This window comes from Sporomusa sp. GT1, from assembly GCF_014634905.1.
Taxonomy (GTDB): Bacteria; Bacillota; Negativicutes; order Sporomusales; family Sporomusaceae; genus Sporomusa; species Sporomusa sphaeroides.
Window position 1 is genome coordinate 251273 of record NZ_BMBX01000003.1, and the last position, 18981, is coordinate 270253.

Annotated in this window: 21 protein-coding genes; 19 read left to right on the plus strand and 2 right to left on the minus strand. The window is 45.4% G+C overall.

Annotated features, from left to right (window positions below; translation table 11 throughout):
• Positions 1-5 precede the first annotated feature (5 nt).
• The gene (locus GT1_RS22140) at positions 6-167 is read right to left on the minus strand and encodes a hypothetical protein (RefSeq protein ID WP_223226092.1); all 162 of its coding nucleotides are present in this window, start codon (positions 165-167) and stop codon (positions 6-8) included.
• 15 nt (positions 168-182) lie between these two features.
• On the opposite strand from GT1_RS22140, the gene guaB reads away from it, so the two are divergent.
• Positions 183-1637: an IMP dehydrogenase gene (gene guaB, locus GT1_RS06830; RefSeq protein WP_188398086.1), complete on the plus strand. Its 1455-nt coding sequence runs from the start codon at positions 183-185 to the stop codon at positions 1635-1637.
• A gap of 180 nt (positions 1638-1817) precedes the next feature.
• Here guaB and GT1_RS06835 read toward each other — a convergent pair whose 3' ends face one another.
• Entirely contained in the window at positions 1818-2744 is a 927-nt protein-coding gene (locus GT1_RS06835; RefSeq protein WP_188398087.1) for a polysaccharide deacetylase family protein, read from the minus strand.
• 129 nt (positions 2745-2873) lie between these two features.
• On the opposite strand from GT1_RS06835, the gene GT1_RS06840 reads away from it, so the two are divergent.
• From GT1_RS06840 to GT1_RS06925, 18 genes are all read left to right on the plus strand, one after another.
• On the plus strand, positions 2874-4850 hold the full coding sequence (locus GT1_RS06840) for a transglycosylase domain-containing protein (protein ID WP_223226093.1): 1977 nt from the start codon (positions 2874-2876) through the stop codon (positions 4848-4850).
• 112 nt (positions 4851-4962) lie between these two features.
• Entirely contained in the window at positions 4963-5643 is a 681-nt protein-coding gene (locus GT1_RS06845; RefSeq protein ID WP_223226106.1) for a WecB/TagA/CpsF family glycosyltransferase, read from the plus strand.
• 88 nt (positions 5644-5731) lie between these two features.
• On the plus strand, positions 5732-6373 hold the full coding sequence (locus tag GT1_RS06850; RefSeq protein WP_075755644.1) for a phosphatidylserine decarboxylase family protein: 642 nt from the start codon (positions 5732-5734) through the stop codon (positions 6371-6373).
• Positions 6370-7053 carry a CDP-diacylglycerol--serine O-phosphatidyltransferase gene (gene pssA / locus GT1_RS06855; protein ID WP_188398089.1) on the plus strand — a complete coding sequence of 228 codons (684 nt, stop codon included), beginning with the start codon at positions 6370-6372 and terminating at the stop codon, positions 7051-7053. Before GT1_RS06850 ends, pssA begins: the two co-directional genes overlap by 4 nt.
• Before the next feature lie 155 nt (positions 7054-7208).
• Entirely contained in the window at positions 7209-8492 is a 1284-nt protein-coding gene (locus tag GT1_RS06860) for a glycosyltransferase family 2 protein (RefSeq protein WP_075755642.1), read from the plus strand.
• 83 nt (positions 8493-8575) lie between these two features.
• On the plus strand, positions 8576-8953 hold the full coding sequence (gene queD / locus GT1_RS06865) for a 6-carboxytetrahydropterin synthase QueD (protein WP_075755641.1): 378 nt from the start codon (positions 8576-8578) through the stop codon (positions 8951-8953).
• Between the two features lie 2 nt (positions 8954-8955).
• Positions 8956-9681: a 7-carboxy-7-deazaguanine synthase QueE gene (locus tag GT1_RS06870; protein WP_188398090.1), complete on the plus strand. Its 726-nt coding sequence runs from the start codon at positions 8956-8958 to the stop codon at positions 9679-9681.
• 12 nt (positions 9682-9693) lie between these two features.
• Positions 9694-10458, plus strand: a complete 765-nt coding sequence (gene surE, locus GT1_RS06875) for a 5'/3'-nucleotidase SurE (protein WP_223226094.1) — start codon at positions 9694-9696, stop codon at positions 10456-10458.
• A 76-nt stretch (positions 10459-10534) separates the two neighbouring features.
• Positions 10535-10951: a TIGR04086 family membrane protein gene (locus tag GT1_RS06880; RefSeq protein ID WP_083945473.1), complete on the plus strand. Its 417-nt coding sequence runs from the start codon at positions 10535-10537 to the stop codon at positions 10949-10951.
• Positions 10952-11299: 348 nt separating this feature from the next.
• Positions 11300-11944 carry a pyrophosphatase PpaX gene (ppaX, locus tag GT1_RS06885; protein ID WP_188398092.1) on the plus strand — a complete coding sequence of 215 codons (645 nt, stop codon included), beginning with the start codon at positions 11300-11302 and terminating at the stop codon, positions 11942-11944.
• A 14-nt stretch (positions 11945-11958) separates the two neighbouring features.
• Complete coding sequence (gene mtnP / locus GT1_RS06890) at positions 11959-12753, plus strand: S-methyl-5'-thioadenosine phosphorylase (protein ID WP_188398093.1); 795 nt, start codon at positions 11959-11961, stop codon at positions 12751-12753.
• 15 nt (positions 12754-12768) lie between these two features.
• Positions 12769-13812 (plus strand): S-methyl-5-thioribose-1-phosphate isomerase, encoded by a 1044-nt coding sequence (gene mtnA / locus GT1_RS06895; RefSeq protein ID WP_188398094.1) that lies wholly within the window; start codon positions 12769-12771, stop codon positions 13810-13812.
• Between the two features lie 17 nt (positions 13813-13829).
• Complete coding sequence (locus tag GT1_RS06900; protein ID WP_188398095.1) at positions 13830-15071, plus strand: adenosylhomocysteinase; 1242 nt, start codon at positions 13830-13832, stop codon at positions 15069-15071.
• A gap of 28 nt (positions 15072-15099) precedes the next feature.
• Entirely contained in the window at positions 15100-16377 is a 1278-nt protein-coding gene (locus GT1_RS06905) for an amidohydrolase (protein ID WP_188398096.1), read from the plus strand.
• 115 nt (positions 16378-16492) lie between these two features.
• Complete coding sequence (locus GT1_RS06910) at positions 16493-17659, plus strand: LL-diaminopimelate aminotransferase (protein WP_188398097.1); 1167 nt, start codon at positions 16493-16495, stop codon at positions 17657-17659.
• Positions 17660-17678: 19 nt separating this feature from the next.
• On the plus strand, positions 17679-18026 hold the full coding sequence (locus GT1_RS06915; RefSeq protein ID WP_075755632.1) for an ASCH domain-containing protein: 348 nt from the start codon (positions 17679-17681) through the stop codon (positions 18024-18026).
• A 40-nt stretch (positions 18027-18066) separates the two neighbouring features.
• A complete protein-coding gene (pduL, locus tag GT1_RS06920) occupies positions 18067-18639 on the plus strand; it encodes a phosphate propanoyltransferase (protein WP_075755631.1) in 573 nt (190 codons plus the stop codon).
• Positions 18640-18753: 114 nt separating this feature from the next.
• Positions 18754-18975 carry a 4Fe-4S dicluster domain-containing protein gene (locus GT1_RS06925; RefSeq protein ID WP_075755630.1) on the plus strand — a complete coding sequence of 74 codons (222 nt, stop codon included), beginning with the start codon at positions 18754-18756 and terminating at the stop codon, positions 18973-18975.
• The last annotated feature ends 6 nt before the right edge of the window (positions 18976-18981 follow it).

The window sequence follows — 18981 nt, forward strand, 5'->3', positions numbered from 1 at the left end:
ATTGTCTACTGCATAACAGAGGTGCCTGCGCCTTTATAATATTGACGGCTGTCAGCACCACGCCAGCGGTTTTTCTTATTTTTTTTATGAATTACATACAAAGTGGTAGATTTGGTAAGTTTATTTATGTTATTATAATTAGAAATACCTATTACGAGATGTTGCATGAAAGGAGTCAGTTAATGTTTGACAACAAATTTGGCCCCGAAGGTTTAACTTTTGATGATGTTTTGCTTGTGCCGGCAAAATCCGAAGTTTTGCCTAGAGAAGTAGAAGTATCCACGTATCTGACAAAAAATATCAAGCTGAATATTCCTATAATCAGCTCCGGCATGGATACAGTCACCGAAGCACGTATGGCGATTGCCATGGCGCGTGAGGGTGGCATAGGGGTAATACATAAAAATATGCCAATTGCGCGTCAGGCTAATGAAATTGACAAAGTCAAACGTTCAGAGCATGGAATTATTGTTGACCCAATATTTTTATCTCCGAACAACACCCTGCAGGATGCTCATGATCTTATGGAAAAATACCGCATTTCCGGTGTACCGGTAACTGAACATGATAAGCTTGTCGGTATCCTGACCAATCGCGATTTGCGTTTCGAAACAGACTTAAGCCGGAGAATCGGCGATTGTATGACCAGAGAACATCTGATCACTGCCCCTGTTGGCACTTCCCTGGAAGAAGCCAAGGAAATCTTGCGTGAGCACCGGATAGAAAAGTTGCCGCTGCTTGATGCTGAGGGGAATTTAAAAGGACTTATTACTATTAAAGATATTGAGAAGGCGCAAAAGTATCCAAGCTCAGCCAAAGATCCCAAAGGCCGTTTACTGGTGGCAGCCGCCGTTGGTGTCGGCGCAGACATGATGGACCGGGTTGAAGCTATTGTAGCGGCCAAAGTGGATGTTATTGTTGTCGATACCGCCCACGGTCATTCGCAAGGTGTACTTAACGCAGTAAAGAAGATTAAGGATACATTTCCTCACGTCGACCTCATTGCCGGTAATGTTGCTACAGCGGAAGCTACCCGTGACCTGATTGAAGCCGGCGCAGATGCCATTAAGGTAGGCATTGGACCAGGTTCCATTTGTACTACCCGGGTAATTGCCGGTATCGGTGTACCCCAGATTACAGCAATTTATAACTGTGCCCAAGCTGCGCGCCCGTATAATGTTCCTATTATCGCTGACGGCGGTATCAAATATTCCGGCGATGTTGCCAAAGCCATTGCAGCCGGGGCCCAGATCGTAATGATCGGCAACCTGCTGGCCGGTACGGAGGAAAGTCCTGGAGAAACCATTATTTATCAAGGACGCAGCTATAAGGTATATCGTGGTATGGGTTCTTTAGGTGCTATGGCAGAAGGCAGTAAAGACCGCTACTTCCAGGAAAATATGGACAAACTGGTTCCGGAAGGAATAGAAGGCCGGGTTCCTTATAAAGGTTCTGTTGCCGACACTGTGTTCCAGCTGATTGGCGGCCTGCGTGCCGGTATGGGATATTGTGGCGTACGCAACATTGAAGAGCTCATCTCAAAAACCCGGTTCATCAGGATTACCGGTGCCGGTCTTAAAGAAAGTCATCCCCATGATATAAGTATCACTAAAGAATCACCAAATTATAGTGTTTAATAAAGAAAACACGGCTTGTGCCGAGCCCGTGGCGAAGGTGGAAGCCGATGTTGCCCTTATCCTGCTCTTAAGAAAGTTATACTTTCTGTTAGGATAAAGAAAACACGGCTTGTGCCGGACCGCTGGGAAGGGAAGCCGAAAAAAATGCTTTGGACAATAGTCCAAAGCATTTTTACATATTTACCACGGTGACGGTGTTTCAAAATTAACTACACGAAATTCGAAGTGACGGTCCTGATAAAACTTGATAATAGCAGGCAGCGCTTTCACCGTCTCGCTATGGCCGCGTCCATCATGCATAAGTACAATGGCATGGCTCCATAAATGTTTGCTTTCCATTTGAAAAGCGATGTTGCGCATAATCTGGCCGGCCTTCTCCCGGGAAGCGTCGCCGGAACTTATGTTCCAGCCTATTTCCACATAGCCCAGACGGGATAATGTTTCCCAGTATTCTTTGGTAAAACTGCCTGCCGAACCACCGGGAGCCCGGGAAATACGCGATCTTACACCAGTTACTTGCTTTATAATTTCATCGGTATGACGCAATTGGGATACATAGGAATTAGCGGATTGATACAGTTCACGATATACGTGATTGTAAGAATGATTGCCGATAGCATGGCCTTCCTGATAAATGCGACGCAGGATTTCCGGATGCTTTTCAATCTGACTGCCAACAACAAAGAAAGTTGCCTTGATATTATGCTTTTTCAAAATATCAAGAATAAGCGGGGTATTTTCCAAGTCAGGACCGTCATCAAAAGTAAGGTATACTACTTTTGTTCCATAATACGGGGTAACCGGCGGCAGTCCCAAAGCCAGTCCTTGGTGCTGGCGCTCTGTGACGGTAAACACATCATAAACCGGTTTGTTGCCTGCCGGCAGGTACTCCGGGTTTTCATTCAGATAATAAGCGTCAACAGCATCATTGGGCAAAGTATAGTTGCTTTCTGCCGGGAAAGATTCCTGATGGGCAGGCAAACCTACTGCCGCTGCGGTGTCGTTATTAGAAAACGCCAGTAATGCCAGTGGCGATGACGCTAAGATGATTAGACAAACAGCACTTAATCCACAAACTATCAGAAAGAATCCCGGCTTATTTTTCATTATTTGCTCCTGCTTAAATAATTTGATGTATGGTGTCTAATTTTCGTATATTCTCTAACCTGGTTGATGATTCCTGCATGTAAAAGTTATACAGCTGGGGATACTATTCTTGCGAGGAGTGTGTAAATAATGCCGACTAAGCTAATAAAAGTAGTTGCCTGTACAATCCTGTTGATGATGTGTACCAACGTTGGTTATGGTTTTTGGGGATTGCCTGGAACTAATAGTCTCGAAAACCTCAATCTGGTATCTGCCACTCAGGTATTTGACATAAACGGACAGTTAATTTCAAAACTTTTCGAAGAAAACAGGATTGTGGTAACAATTAACAATATATCGCCATATGTCCAACAAGCCATTATCGCCAATGAAGACACTCGCTTTTATAAGCATTTTGGCATCGATCTGATTGGTATTTTTCGCGCTGTAGTGGTAAATATTCGCCAGGGAGGTTTGGTGGAAGGAGGCAGCACAATTACTCAGCAATTAGCAAAAAATATGTTTCTCACCCAGGAACGTACGATAACGCGCAAGCTGAAGGAAGCAGTCTTGGCTTTAATTATTGATTATAAGTTTTCCAAGCAGGAAATTCTGCAGGCATATTTAAACCAGATTTATTTTGGTGAAGGAGCCTACGGCATCGAAGCTGCTGCCCAAATGTATTTCGGCAAACATGCCAAAGAACTTTCTTTGGCAGAAAGCGCCCTCTTGGCAGGGCTGCCGCGCGGTCCTAATATTTACTCACCGTATATTGACATGAAAGCCGCCATGGAGCGCCGGGCAGTTGTGCTGGCAGGTATGGTCAAAGAAGGTTATATAAGTACAGAAGAAGCCGAACAGGCTAAGGCAGAAGCAATTGCCCTTGCCGGCAAAAAAAAGCGGGTAGTACAGGCATCCTATTTCCTTGATTATGTTGCTAATGAACTGGTAGGCCGTTATGGCGCCAACAGGGTTTATAAGGGGGGCCTCAAGGTCTATACTACCTTAGATATCAGCCAGCAGCAGGCAGCCGAAGCCGTCTTGGGACAATTGCAGGGAGCCGTCCTGGCCCTTGACCCGAAGACCGGATATGTCAAGGCTATGGTTGGTGGACGTAATTATGAGGAAAGTCAGATAAACCGGGTTTTTGCCGAGGTACGGCAGCCTGGTTCTGCCTTTAAACCCTTTTTGTATGCGGCTGCTCTCAATCAGGGCTTGGCTGCCAATGCGATTATTGTTGATGAACCTATCAACTTCAATGGCTATGCGCCTGTCAATTATGACAAAAAATATCGCGGACCGGTGACCTTGCACAAGGCTTTGCGTTGGTCGGTCAATGTTCCGGCCGTGAAACTGGCCAATCAAATAGGTATTGATAAAGCGTTGGAATTAGCCAAATCTCTGGGAATTAGCACCATTGTGCCTGATGATTATGTTTTATCTTCCGCGTTGGGCGGCCTGACACAGGGCGTTAATCTGTGGGAGCTGACCTCAGCCTATACCGCCTTTGCCAATGGCGGTATAGTGTCAAAACCGGTAGCCATCCTGAAAGTGCTTGATGAAAATGACCAAATACTTGAAGAAAATAACATTGTCCAGCAAGCGGTATTGAAACCGGAAATTGCGTATATAGTAACAAACATGCTGCAAGGTGTATTACAGGACGGTACGGCGACACCGGCTAACCTTGGCCGGCCGGCCGCCGGAAAAACAGGTACCACCGACAATTATGAAACCGCTTGGTTTGTGGGTTATACTCCGGATCTGCTGGTAGGTATTTATGCAGGTAACGACAATCGTAAGCCCATAGGCATTTCCGGTACCGAAGTTTCGGCACTATGGGGAAAGATGGTTTATAAGATCGTAGCCGACACGCCGCCGAATGAATTTTCCATTCCGGCCAATGTTGTCGTCAATATTCCCATTTGCACAAATACGGGAAAATTGGCGGGAAGCAGCTGCAAAGAAACCGAATACAGCGCTTTTATCCAAGGAACTCAGCCCACAGCGCCACGCTGGGAAAATCGCCTGAAAGAGTGGTTAAATCCTGATGCTGAGCAGCCACAGGAGAAAGAAAGAGAGCAGCCTTTCTGGAAGTGGCCTTGGTCGAGATTGCCGTCATTTTAAACTTATGGTACAATGTGTTAGGATAGTAAAATTAAAACAAAATCTAAGGAGAAAATGGTTTTCAGTGGGTATTAAAGCAACGGTCTTGCAGGTTCCAATTGACATTGTAACAATGGCTGAAGCAGTAGCCAGGCTGGAAGAGTTTATTCTCAAGCGAAAGCCGCATTTAATTGCTACCGCTAATGCCGAAATGGTTATGCTGGCACAGGAAGACAGTGACCTGGCGGCGATTCTTGCCCAATGCCAGCTGGTGGTGCCGGATGGGGCTGGCGTGGTATGGGCGGCAAGACATCAGGGATATACTATCCCTGAACGCGTGGCAGGTTATGATTTGGCTCAGAACTTATTAGCTCAGGCTGCGCAGAAAGGCTATAGTGTGTTTATGTTTGGCAGCCACCCGGATATTATCAGCAAAGCCAGACAAGCTGCTCTAGAACGTTATCCTGGCCTCACAATTGTCGGTACAAGACATGGTTTTTTCGGCAAAGAGGATGAGCCGGAGATTATGCAGCAGATAACGGCGGCCAAACCTGATATTTTACTGGCAGCTTTGGGTGTACCCAAACAGGAAAAATGGCTGGCCCGAAATCTGGCTAAACTTAACGTCCCTGTATGTATGGGAGTAGGCGGTACCTTCGATGTAATGGCAGGAGCTGTTAAACGCGCCCCGTTATGGATGCAGCGCACAGGCCTGGAATGGTTATTCCGGTTAGTCCGGCAACCGCAGCGTGCGCTTAGAATGCTGGCTTTGCCGCGGTTTGCCGTCAAAGTAATGCTGGGCAAAAAAGGTTAGACAAAGTAAACTAAGTGTATTATACTGATATACTGAACTTGCTTTTGGTTTGCATGTTATCAAGATGATTTACTAGGGAGGTGGATAGGTGGTACAAAATCCGGTTGTTAAAGAAGGTTATATTTATATTATTGTACTTGGACTGATCACTGTTATCACTGCCTTAACTCTGGGTGGTTATTGGGCTATTTTCCCCGGAGTGCTGACAGCTTTTATTACTTTCTTTTTCCGTAACCCCAAGCGCGAGGTGCCTGCTGATGATACTTTGATTGTATCGCCTGCCGATGGCAAAGTTATGAGCGTTACGGAAGTATATGATGATCAGTTTCTTAACGATAAAGGATTAAAGGTAACTATCTTTTTGTCGGTATTTGATGTTCATGTCAATCGCAGTCCTGTCCAGGGGGAAATCAAATTCCAGCAATATACTTGCGGCAGATTTAAACCAGCCTATAAAGAATCGGCAGCTTGTGAAAATGAGCGTCATGCTATTGGATTGGAAAATGGCAAGATGCGTGTATTAGTCACACAAATTGCCGGCATTCTGGCCCGGCGCATTGTTTCCTGGGTTACTCTGGGTACTGTGCTTGAACAGGGTGAACGGTATGGGCTTATTAAGTTTGGTTCTTGTACAGAGCTTATTGTACCAACAACGGTGGAAGTACTGGTAAAAAAGGGGGATAGAGTAAAAGGAGGAAAAACGGTAATAGGGAGGTTAATGGAAAAGTGAGAAACGCTATTCCTAATATAGTAACTGCAGTCAATCTTGTGTTAGGCATGTTTGCTATCATCTTTACGCTCCAAGGTGAGTTTGCCTATGCAGCTTTTTTTGTTGTGGCTGCGATGGTGGCTGATGGCTTGGACGGACGGGTGGCACGATACTTCGGCGTAAGCAGCGATTTTGGCAAAGAGCTTGATTCTTTGTGCGACCTAGTATCTTTTGGTGTAGCTCCTGCGATCATGGCCTATGCTTATATGCTAAAAGACTTCTCCGGCGGTGCTCTCATTGCTGCGGCATTTGCCACTTGCGGCGCTCTTAGGCTTGCCAGATTTAATGTTAATACCGGCACAGTAAAAGGCTATTTTATGGGTTTACCTATTCCGGCTGCCGGCTGTGTTATTGCGACTTTTATTTTGATTGGCATCAAGCCGTCCGGCTGGATATTTGCTCTGATGGTGGCGGTTTTTGCCTATCTAATGATCAGCACTGTCAGGTATCCTGATTTTAAAGGTAAAGAAGGGGAACCTATACGCATAATTCCGGTGATTATAACCCTCCTGGTGGGAGCGTATATACTATACCTAAACCTGACCTTCGCTTCCATTTTGTTTGTCCCGTTTTTTGCTTTTGCCTTGTTCGGTATCTTAAATACAATATTTGGCTTATTTGACGGCCGTTCTGTACAGTAAGCCGGATTTGTCTGCCGGATACCAATTAGAAAAAATGCATTTAGCTGATTTTGCCGCATATGATTTACTGATGAATATTTTCAGATAACCGTTATAAATCTTGTTACGTCATGGTCCATTAGATGGAGAACAGGGTTTTGTAAGGAGAATAATCCATGAATTACATTTTTGATTACATAATGATTCCCATGCAGCTTATTATTGTGTTTTTCACCTTGTATTATTTTTTCATTGCATTTTTCGGAATCGTTAAACGGCATGAAGAAAAAATACTGACACCAAAACATACCTTTGCAGTAATTGTTGCTGCCCATAATGAAGAGCAGGTAATCGGGCAATTGGTGGAAAATTTGCATGTGCTGAAGTATCCCCGGGAACTTTATGATATTTATGTTGTAGCTGATAACTGTAAAGATAAAACGGCACATATTGCTAAAAACGCTGGTGCAATCGTATATGAGCGCTTTAACTCGGAACAACGGGGCAAAGGTTATGCGATGGAATGGATGTTCGAAAAGTTATTTGAACAACCGAAGCAATATGATGCTGTTGTTGTTTTTGACGCTGATAATTTAGTAGATACCAATTTTCTGCTGGAAATGAATAGTCGTTTATGTAAAGGCGAAAAAGTCATTCAAGGGTATCTTGATGCTAAAAATCCTAATGACACCTGGATTTCCGGTACTTTTGCCATTTCGTTCTGGGTGGTAAACCATATATGGCATTTGGCAAAATATAATTTGGGCTTGTCCAGTGTACTTGGTGGCACCGGTATGTGTATTTCAACAGATATATTAAAGCGGTTTGGCTGGGGAGCAACCTGTCTTACCGAAGACATGGAATTTACCATGAAAACGCTATTAATTGGAATCCGCACCACCTGGGCTCATGATGCCATCGTATATGATGAAAAGCCGCTCACTTTTATGCAGTCCTGGAAACAACGCAAACGCTGGGCTCAGGGTCACTTTGATGTTGCCAGCCGCTATATCCCCAAATTAATCACTGAAGGGATAAAACGGCGGGATATACGACTGCTGGATGGCGTTATTCATTTGGTTCAACCGCATTTTCTGCTCTTGTCCACAACCTTTGTTTTGCTAAACTATGTTTATTATATTACACCTTTTTATACCAATATTTTGTTCATGGTTCTGCCGATAGAAGTATGGCGAATCATTGCTATTGGTCAGTATCTGTTTCCCATCATTGTCTTGGCTAAGATTAGGGCTAGCTGGAAAACCTGGGTTTACTCCATTTTCTATCCACTATTTGTATATAGTTGGATACCCATTACCTTCTTAGGGTTTCTGCACCGTAATGACCGCAGCTGGAGTCATACCCCGCATACCCGCAGTCTTAGTTACCATGAGATAATACTAAGTAATTCTAACGAGTTCTCCAAAGAAAACCTCTTAAGTAAGCAAGCGATCAAATAAAAGGTGAGTGGATGCTCATCTTTTTTTGTCCTAACAGCCAGAATAATATAACTGATAAAACCTATTTTTGAGGAGGCGTTGACATGTACGATTTAACCATTATTGCTGAATTCGAAGCGGCCCACCAATTGCCCGATTATCCGGGTAAATGCCGCCGTTTGCATGGACACAACTGGAAGGTGGAAGTTACCGTTACCGGCCATGAGCTTAATCACCTGGGAATGGTTATGGATTTTAAAGACCTCAAAGCAGAAGTTAATAAAGTAATAGACAGCCTGGATCACTATTACCTTAATGATCTGCCGGTTTTTAAAACAATTAATCCAACTGCAGAAAATATAGCAAAATACATATATGACACACTGGCCGAAAATCCGGTATTCCAGCAGAATGTTAAAGTTCGCTGCATCCAGGTCTGGGAGTCACCGAGGTCGGCTGTCAAATATTGTCCACAGGGGTAATTATGCTTAATCTTGTTGAAATCTTTTCTTCGATCCAGGGTGAAGGATTATATGTTGGCACAAGACAAATATTTGTGCGCTTTGCCGGCTGCAATTTAACCTGTACCTATTGTGACACACCGGATTCCCGCCAGTTTTCTGGCCAAGCTTTAGTAGAGCGCACTCCGGGAGAGCGTGATTTTATCCGGATAGCCAATCCGGTGGCTATTGATTCTGTGGCCCAAATGATTAATTCCCTGTTGACAATAAGACACCATTCGATCAGTCTTACCGGCGGTGAGCCACTGTGTCAGGCGAAAATGCTCGCCGAATTGGCACCAAAACTTAATGCTCCGCTATATCTTGAAACCAATGGCACCTTGTTTGAGCAGTTGGCTGTGGTATTGCCGTATATAGATATTATTAGTATGGATATCAAATTGCCAGGTACTTCCGGCAAGCATTACTGGCAAGAACATCATGAATTTTTGCGTCTGGCAGCAGCTAAAGAGGTTTTCGTCAAAATAGTAATTGCCGATCAGAGCAGTAAAGAGGAGATTCACCAGGCTTTTAACCTGGTGGCCGGCATTGATGATACCATTCCGGTAATTTTACAGCCGGTAACACCGGTGAACGGCTGCGAAGCCGTCTCGCCTGACAATATGCTGGCCTATCAAGCGCAAGCATTAGCTTTACTTAAAAATGTTCGTGTAATTCCCCAAACCCATAAGTTAATGGGACAATTATAATATAGGGAGGTTGTGTTCTTGCATATACTGTTAACCAATGATGACGGAATACTTGCGCCCGGGATAAGAGCACTATGGCAAGAGCTGGCGCAAATCGCCAGAATTACTGTTGTCGCACCAGACAGTGAAAAAAGTGCTTCCAGCCAGGCAATTACTGTACATCACCCTATATGGGTAGACAAACATCCTATTGACAGCCAGAATATCAGCGCTTGGCGGGTTGGCGGCACTCCCACCGATTGTGTCAAAGTTGCTTTAGAATCCCTGCTGACACATGACCTCCCTGATGTTATCGTTTCCGGCATCAACCAAGGCTCAAATTTGGGAACAGATGTCTTATACTCAGGTACTGTCAGTGCCGCTATTGAAGGGGCATTGCACGGCCTGCCGGCTATTGCCATGTCATTGGACAGTTGGCAGGCGTGTGATTTCAGCCCTGCGGCCAAAGCGGCCAGAAGAATAGTTGAAACCATGGTTGACAAAAAATTGCCGCCAAATACACTGCTGAATGTCAATGTACCGGCATTACCGGAAAATCAGCTTAAAGATTTAATGATAACTAAGCTGGGGGTTCGCAGTTACGAAAATACATTTGAACGCCGTCTGGACCCGCGTGGCCGCACGTATTACTGGATGAGTGGTCATGTATCTGAAACTGAAAATGACCCGGACAGCGATATTACTGCCGTTAAAAACGGTAAAATATCAGTTACCCCGATACACTTTGATTTAACAAACTATGAAATAATGAAGCTCTTGGAGAAATGGGAGTTATAATCTTGCTGCGCAGTTCGGTATATTTGGCCGTTATTTGCATAAATTTACAGTAAAAGATTTTTCAGGAGGGAGTACTATGGCCAAACTGTCCCGGCGTGCAAAAAATTATCCCCAGACTCCGCGCAATACAAATATGCCGATGGCTGTCTTTAAAGGAGTAGCTGTTAGCATTGCTATCTCGCTTTTTTGCGCCGTATGCCTTTCCCTAATTAGCCTGCTGTCTGACAGTAGATTTATTGATAGCTATATTGAATATATAATGGTTGCGGTAACTATGACCAGCATTTTTGCCGGCAGTATGTATGCAGCAAAACAAGTTGCCGGCAAAGGCCTGCTCATCGGTTGTGCTGTAGGTGTTATCTATGTACTGTTTTCCGTAGGAATAGGTCTTGAGTTAGGGCAGAGCCAAGTATCCTGGCTCATGCTGGGCAATAAATTTGCCGCAGGCAGCTTAGCAGGAGCACTTGGTGGTTTTATTGGCGTAAATTTATAAAATACAGTAACCTGAATAAGCAGGGATTATTTTAACAAGCTTGAATGTTATTGTAAGAGCCTTTATGCCTAACTCTGGTGAACTCGTTTCAGCAAAGTTAAAACATCGCCGCGTTCAGGTGGAGACTTTGCTCCATCTGAACCGACGCGCCTGTATGGGGGAGAGTCTTACAGCTTAGGTATACCGGCCGTGATAGTACAAGTAAAAATCGCGGCATACCTGTAGGCAATACTGAGACAACCTTTCGCATACCACTTTGACTGCAATTGGCAAAATACTTTCTGCCTGCTGGTCAGGGGCCGGATCCCCAACTTCTAATTACCATAATTCCTACCAGGAGGATACGACTTGAAATTTAAAGGCGTTTTATTTGACCTCGACGGCACGCTTATTGATACTTCCAACCTGATTATCCGTTCCTTTCAACACACCTTTAATTTGCATTATGGGCGCCCGTTGACACCTGAAGAAATTTATGCTTTTTTTGGCAAACCGCTTAAAGCCGCGCTGGAACATTACGGCCCCGGTAAAGTGGAAGAACTTACCCAAACCTATCGTGAATTCAATTTAGCCCATCATGACCAGCTTACCACTGGATTTTCCGGGGTACCGGAGACAATCAAAGCACTCTATAACGCGGGTATTCTTATGGCAATAGTGACTTCAAAGACCAAAAGTACTGCTATCAGGGGACTTAAACTGTTTGACATGGATAAATATTTTTCTGTTGTTATTGGTCACGAAGAATGTCAAAAGCATAAACCTGAGCCGGAACCGGTGTTATTGGCCCTCGAAAAATTAAACCTTGCACCGGCTGACTGCCTGATGCTCGGCGACAGTCCTTTCGATTTAATCAGTGCACGGGAGGCTGGAGTTAAGACTGCAGCAGTCCGCTGGACTGAAATCGCTTGGGATAGCCTATTGGCCGAAAAACCTGATTATATTCTGCATACAATTGAAGATTTGCTTACTATCTGTGAAATAGAAAAATAAAGGTAGGGTGACATATGATGAAAATTGCAATTATCGGTGGAACAGGGGTGTATGATCCGCAAATTCTCAATAATATCCGCGATCAGGAAATTGCTACTCCCTATGGCGTGGTGCGCTTTAAAAGCGGCGAATACGCCGGCAAAGAAGTTGCTTTTCTTCCCCGCCACGGCAGTAATCATTCTATTCCGCCACATTTAATTAACTATCGGGCCAATATCTGGGCAATGAAAAAGGTGGGTGTGCAAAACATTATTGCCACAACAGCCGTTGGCTCACTTAACCTGGCCATGAAACCTGGCGATTTTGTCCTCATAGACCAGTTTCTTGATTTCATCAAAAACCGGACAACCACATTTTACGAAGGCGGCGAGCGGGGGGTAGCACATCTTGACGTGACAACACCCTATTGTCCATCAGTGCGCACCCTATTAGCTGAAACTGCCAGCCGGCTGGGGATTTCGCTGCATCAGCAGGGAACCTATGTCTGCACGGAGGGCCCCCGCTTCGAAACACCTGCGGAAATCAGAATGTTTGCCAAACTAGGCGGTGATGTTGTTGGTATGACCAACGTCCCGGAAGTTATTTTGGCCAGGGAAGCTGAAATTTGTTATGCCACTGTTTCCATGGTTACCAACTTCGCTGCCGGTATATCACCGCAGCCGTTAACCCATCAGGAAGTTGTGGAGGCCATGGCGGCTAATTCAGAGAATATAAAGAAACTTATTCTGTCAGCCATAGAAAGCTTAGAACCGGAAACTGACTGTGCATGCAAACACGCGTTAGCAGAGTATGGCGGTTTTAAACTATAGGGGGTAATGCGTCATATGCATGCTGTTGTTTGGTCAAATAACTGCCTTACCTTGTTAAATCAAACCTTATTGCCTGCTAAAGTTGAATATATTGATTGCTATGACTGGCAGCGGGCGGCAGAAGCCATAAAACGTCTGGAAGTACGCGGAGCTCCGGCCATCGGGGCGGCAGCGGCTTTTGCCCTGGTGCTCGGCGCCAGAGCTATTGCCGGCCTTACTATGCCTGAGTTCAGGCAAAAACTGGCTGACACTGCCGAAGCCTTGCAACAGACCAGACCTACGGCAGTAAATTTGTTTTGGGCTATTAACCGGATGATGGCCGTACTGCAAAAACTGCCAGAACAGGCTGATACCCTGGCAGCTATTGCTGCTTTGGAACAGCAAGCCCTTGCTATTGCCCAGGAAGATAAAGCTGTTAATGAAAAAATGGCCGTCCATGGGGCAAAGCTGTTTACGTCTCCGGTTTCCGTGCTGACCCATTGCAATGCCGGCGCTCTGGCAACAGTAGCTATTGGCACGGCGCTCGGGGTTATTCATGAAGCCTGGTCGCAAGGCAACATTACCCGGGTTTTTGCCGATGAAACCAGACCGCTGCTGCAAGGTGCCAGACTTACGGCGTGGGAATTGATGCAGGCTGGCATTCCTGTCACCTTAATTACTGACAATATGGCTGGCTGGGTCATGAAAAATAATATGGTTCAGGCGGTTATCGTCGGAGCTGACCGGATTGCCCTAAATGGTGATGTTGCCAACAAAATCGGAACATATAGTGTGGCTGTGCTGGCGAAAGAACATGGTATTCCGTTTTACGTTGCCGCACCAACATCTACTTTTGATTTCACTATACACAGCGGTGCCGACATTCCTATTGAAGAACGCTGCGCAACCGAGGTTACCTCTTTTGGCGGCAACTGTGTGGCACCACAGGGAGTAGAGGTGTTCAACCCCGCGTTTGATGTTACTCCACACCCCCTGGTAACTGCCATAATCACCGAATTTGGCATACTGCGGGCTCCCTATAACCAAGCCATCAGCCAGCTGTCTAAACAATGCGAGTAAAGGAAGGAGATTTTACTATGGAATCAATGGTTCGTGATATTAACTTAGCCCCTCAGGGTATGGATAAGATTAACTGGGTTAAAGAATTTATGCCTGTGCTCAATGTCCTCAATGAGGAACTGTCTCAAACCAAACCGTTAGCCGGCAAAAATCTGGTAATCACCATGCACCTGGAAGCAAAAACCGCTTATCTGGCACTTGTGCTCAAAAATGCCGGTGCCAACGTAGCTGTGACTGGCAGTAATCCGCTGTCCACACAAGATGATGTTGCCGCTGCCCTGGCTTCCCAAGGTGTTAAAGTATTTGCCTGGTATAATACCACAACGGAAGAGTATGAAGAATTTTTACATAAGGCACTTGATACTAAACCAGATATCATTGTCGATGACGGTGGTGATTTAGTATCGCTGCTTCACGGTGAACGCCGCGAAATGGCCAAAAACATCCTCGGCGGCTCAGAAGAAACAACAACAGGAGTTCTGCGGTTAAGAGCGTTAGCCGACTCAGGACGCTTACAATTCCCGATGATTGCGGTAAATGATGCATATTGTAAATATTTATTTGATAACCGTTACGGCACCGGCCAATCCACCTGGGACGGCATTATGCGGACAACGAATCTCACCGTTACCGGTAAAACTGTAGTTGTGGCCGGCTATGGCTGGTGCGGCAAAGGCGTGGCCATGCGGGCCAAAGGACTGGGCGCTAATGTAATTATTACCGAAATAGATCCGATTAAGGCCATCGAAGCCGTGTTTGACGGCTTCACGGTATTGCCCATGCAGGCAGCAGCCTCCCAGGGCGATATTTTCGTTACCCTGACAGGCTGCAAAGATGTTATCCGCCGCGAGCATATGGAAGTCATGAAGCCGGGGGCAATTCTGTCCAATGCCGGCCACTTTGATGTGGAAATCAATAAAGAAGATTTGGCCGCATTAGCGATAAGCCGCAGAGTGGTACGGAAAAATATCGAAGAATTCGCTATGGCTGACGGTCGCAAAATATACCTTCTGGCAGAAGGCCGTTTAGTAAATCTGGCAGCAGGTGACGGCCATCCTACGGAAATTATGGATTTGTCTTTTGCTATGCAGACACTTGCCGTTCTTCACATTGCCGGCAACCATGCCACCCTCGAGAAAAAAGTATATACCGTCACTGCTGAAATGGATAACCGTGTTGCCGCTCTCAAGCTTAAAGCCATGGGCTTCAGCATTGACCGCCTGACCCCTGAACAGGAAGATTACTTGCATAAAGCATAAGACAGAGCATAATAGGGGGGAGCTATACATGTTAAATATCTTGCTAAAAGGCGGCGATGTTTTATGCGCCGATGGTCAAATACGGCAAACAGATATTGCTGTCAGCGGTTCAGTAATTACGCAGCTGGGCAGGATTGATGAACCGGCAGAACAGATTATTGACTGCCGTGACAAACTTATCATTCCCGGTTTCGTCAACACACACACCCATGCAGCCATGACACTGTTCCGCAGTTATGCCGATGATATGATGCTCATGGACTGGCTGCAGAAAAAAATCTGGCCGGCAGAAGAAAATCTTACTGCCGAGGATATATATTGGGGAACACAGTTAGCCATAGCTGAAATGCTTAAAACCGGCACAACCTGTTTTGCCGATATGTACTTTTTTATGCCTGAGGTTGCCAGAGCCGTAGCCGAAAGCGGCATTCGTGCGGTCTTAGCACGAGGTATGGCCGGAATTGCACCTACTGCCAATCAGGCACTGGCCGAAAGCGAGAATTTCTACAATGAGTGGCATAATGCGGCTAATGGCCGCATTACCGTTATGCTTGGACCACATGCTCCCTACACTTGTCCGCCCGATTTTATCAAAAAGGTAACAGCATTAGCCACAAAACTGGGAGCACAAATTCATATCCATCTATCGGAAACAGCCGGCGAAGTAGCTGATTGCCAAAAGCAATACGGCAAATCACCGATTGCTTTAATGAACGAACTTGGCATTTTCGATCATGGCGCTTTAGCAGCCCACTGCGTGCATCTGTCACCGGAAGATATTGCTATTATGAAGGAAAAACAAGTACGGGTGGCACATAACCCTGGCAGCAATATGAAACTGGCCAGCGGCGTTGCGCCGGTTCCTGATCTGCTTGCAGCCGGAATTTGTGTTAGCTTGGGCACCGACGGTGCCGCCAGCAACAACAATTCAGATATGCTGGAAGAGTTGCGGCTGGCTGCTTTGCTGCATAAAGTTCATCGGCTTGACCCGCTGGCCATTCCGGCAAAAACTGCCGTAGATATGGCTACCGTTCAGGGTGCCGCTGCTTTAGGGTTAGATACAATAACCGGCAAATTGGCAACCTCTTATAAAGCCGATATAACGATCTTCGACAGACAGGAACCACACTGGCACCCGCGTCACGACAGTCTGTCCCTCCTGACTTACGCCGCCAGTTCCCGCGATGTTCATACGGTTATTGTTGACGGTAACATACTGCTTGACAATCGCAGGCTCACTACCATTGACGAAGAGCGTCTGCTGGCAGAGACTGACCGGCGAGGAATGCGATTAGTTAACAAGTAAGATAAATATATTTTTTTCTGCCTGCCGACAGGATTTGTCATAATAATCTTGAATAATAACACTAATAAGGTTAACGGTATTAAATTACTATCTCGGTTTACTGGAGGGGCAACCAATGTTTGAGCAAGCCGACCGGATGAAGGCATTAACTTCGGCAATCTTTACGCAAATTGACGATATGCGCAAAGCCGAAGTCGCCGCTGGAAAAGATGTTATTACTTTAAGTATAGGCAGTCCTGACATGGCACCGGCACCACACATTATAGAAGCATTAAAAAATTCTATTGATGGCCACATGAATTATGGATATACATTATCCAGAGGGGTACCTGAATTATTAACGGCGATTGCCAACTGGTACCAGGCCAAATTTGACGTCGAACTGGACCCTGCAACTGAAGTGCATTCGCTGATTGGCTCACAGGAAGGATTGGCGCACATCGCTTTATGTCTTATTAATCCCGGCGACGTCGTACTCGTACCCGACCCAGGTTATCCGATATTCAGCTCCGGCCCGCTTGTTGCCGGAGCTGAGCTCCACCGGATGCCGCTAACGCCTGAGAACAATTATCTGCCTGATTTGACAGCAATTGATGAAACCGTGTTGAAGCGGGCAAAAATCATGATTTTAAATTATCCTAACAATCCGCTGGCTGCTACCGCACCCCGCAGTTTTTTGGAAGAAGTAGTTGCCTTTGCCAAACGGCATAATATTCTGGTTTGCTATGATTTTGCCTACAGCGACTTAGTATTTGACGGGTATCGTCCTGACAGCTTCCTGTCCATCCCTGGCGCTAAAGATATTGCTATAGAATTTAATTCTTTATCCAAAACCTATAATATGGCTGGCTGCAGGGTTGGTTATGTTGTTGGTAATGCTAAAGTAATATCGATTTTAGGGCGGTTAAAATCTAATTTTGACTATGGAATCTTTTATCCCATCCAGCAAGCCGCAATAGCTGCACTGACTGGGTCCCAAGATTGTGTCAGGGAAACAGCGGCAAGGTATCAAAGACGCCGCGATATTATTGTTAATGGATTTAATGAACTTGGCTGGCAGGTAAATCGCCCGCAGGCTTCCATGTACGTGTGGGCCCCTGTGCCCACAAAACAATCATCCTTTGACTTTACGGTGTCACTGCTAAAAAATACGGGAGTGGCAGTTATCCCTGGCAGCGCATTTGGCACCTATGGTGAAGGATATGTGCGTATAGCGCTGGTTCAACCCGAAAGCCGCTTGGAGGAAGCTGTAGACAGAATAACTAAATGGCTAAAGCCGTAGAGAGTAGGAGGATTTTGGGATGAGGGTATTGAATTTTTATTCGTCTAACTATCATAGTCAGTTGGTTTGCCGCCGCAAAATATGCACAATCAGACTTGGCGATAAAACCAATAAATATTCGGAAGGCGATATTGTATGGGTCACCGTCGGCAAACGCTTTTCCCAAAAAAAGAGAATCTTTACAGCAGCGATTGACCGTGTTTTAGTGAAACCGATTGCCCAATTGACAGCAGATGATTTACAAGGCGAAAATCCGGATATTGCCAGCATCGATGATTTACTGGTATTTTTACGATCTATTTATGATAAAGCATTAAGTACTAGTGATATTGTAACCGTAGTATATTTTTCCGAAATCATCGAATAGCAGGTATAATATAATTTCATAAAAGAGGAGTGCATTCTTTATGTCTAAACCAATTCCTGTGGGTATTTCAGCCCGCCACGTGCATGTATCACGTGAAGACCTTGATGTCCTGTTTGGTGAGGGATATCAGCTGACAGTAAAAAAGGATCTGTCGCAACCCGGCCAATTTGCCTGTGAAGAGCAAGTCGATTTGGTTACTGAAAAAGGAACTTTCAAAAAAGTTCGTATCCTTGGTCCTGAGCGTAAGCAAACGCAAGTTGAAATTGCCCTTACAGATGCGCTAAAACTTGGTATCAAACCTCCTGTTCGTGATTCAGGCGACTTAAAAGGTTCACCGGGAATTACACTGGTAGGGCCTAAAGGTGAAGTAAAACTGCCTGAAGGCGCTATTGCGGCATGTCGTCATATTCACATGACTACCGCTGATGCTGCTGAGTATGGCCTAAAGGATAAAGATATTGTTAAAGTTCGCTGTGGTGGCGAACGTGGTCTCATATTCGATAATGTTTTAGCCAGAGTAAGTGATAGTTTCCAACTTGAATGTCATCTTGACACCGATGAAGGCAACGCAGCCAAGATCAATACTGGCGACACGGTTGAAATTATAAAATAGAACGGATTTACAGGTAAAATTACCCCGTGTTGTACAAACGACATGGGGTTTAAAATTTTTATGTGTGTACAAGATACATACATTGGAGAAACTTGCGTAAAAGGAGGGAACCATATGCCAAAACCCGTATTTAACGAAGAAAGATGCAAGGGCTGTGAACTATGCACGGTAGCATGCCCCCATAAGATTATAGTTCTTGCCGACCGGTTTAACAGCAAAGGTTACCGGCCAGCCACCTGTATTGATGAAGCCAAATGTGTGGGGTGCGCTCTCTGCGCCAAAACCTGCCCGGATATTGTCATTGAGATTCATAAAGATAAAGACAAGGAGGAGTGATTGTAA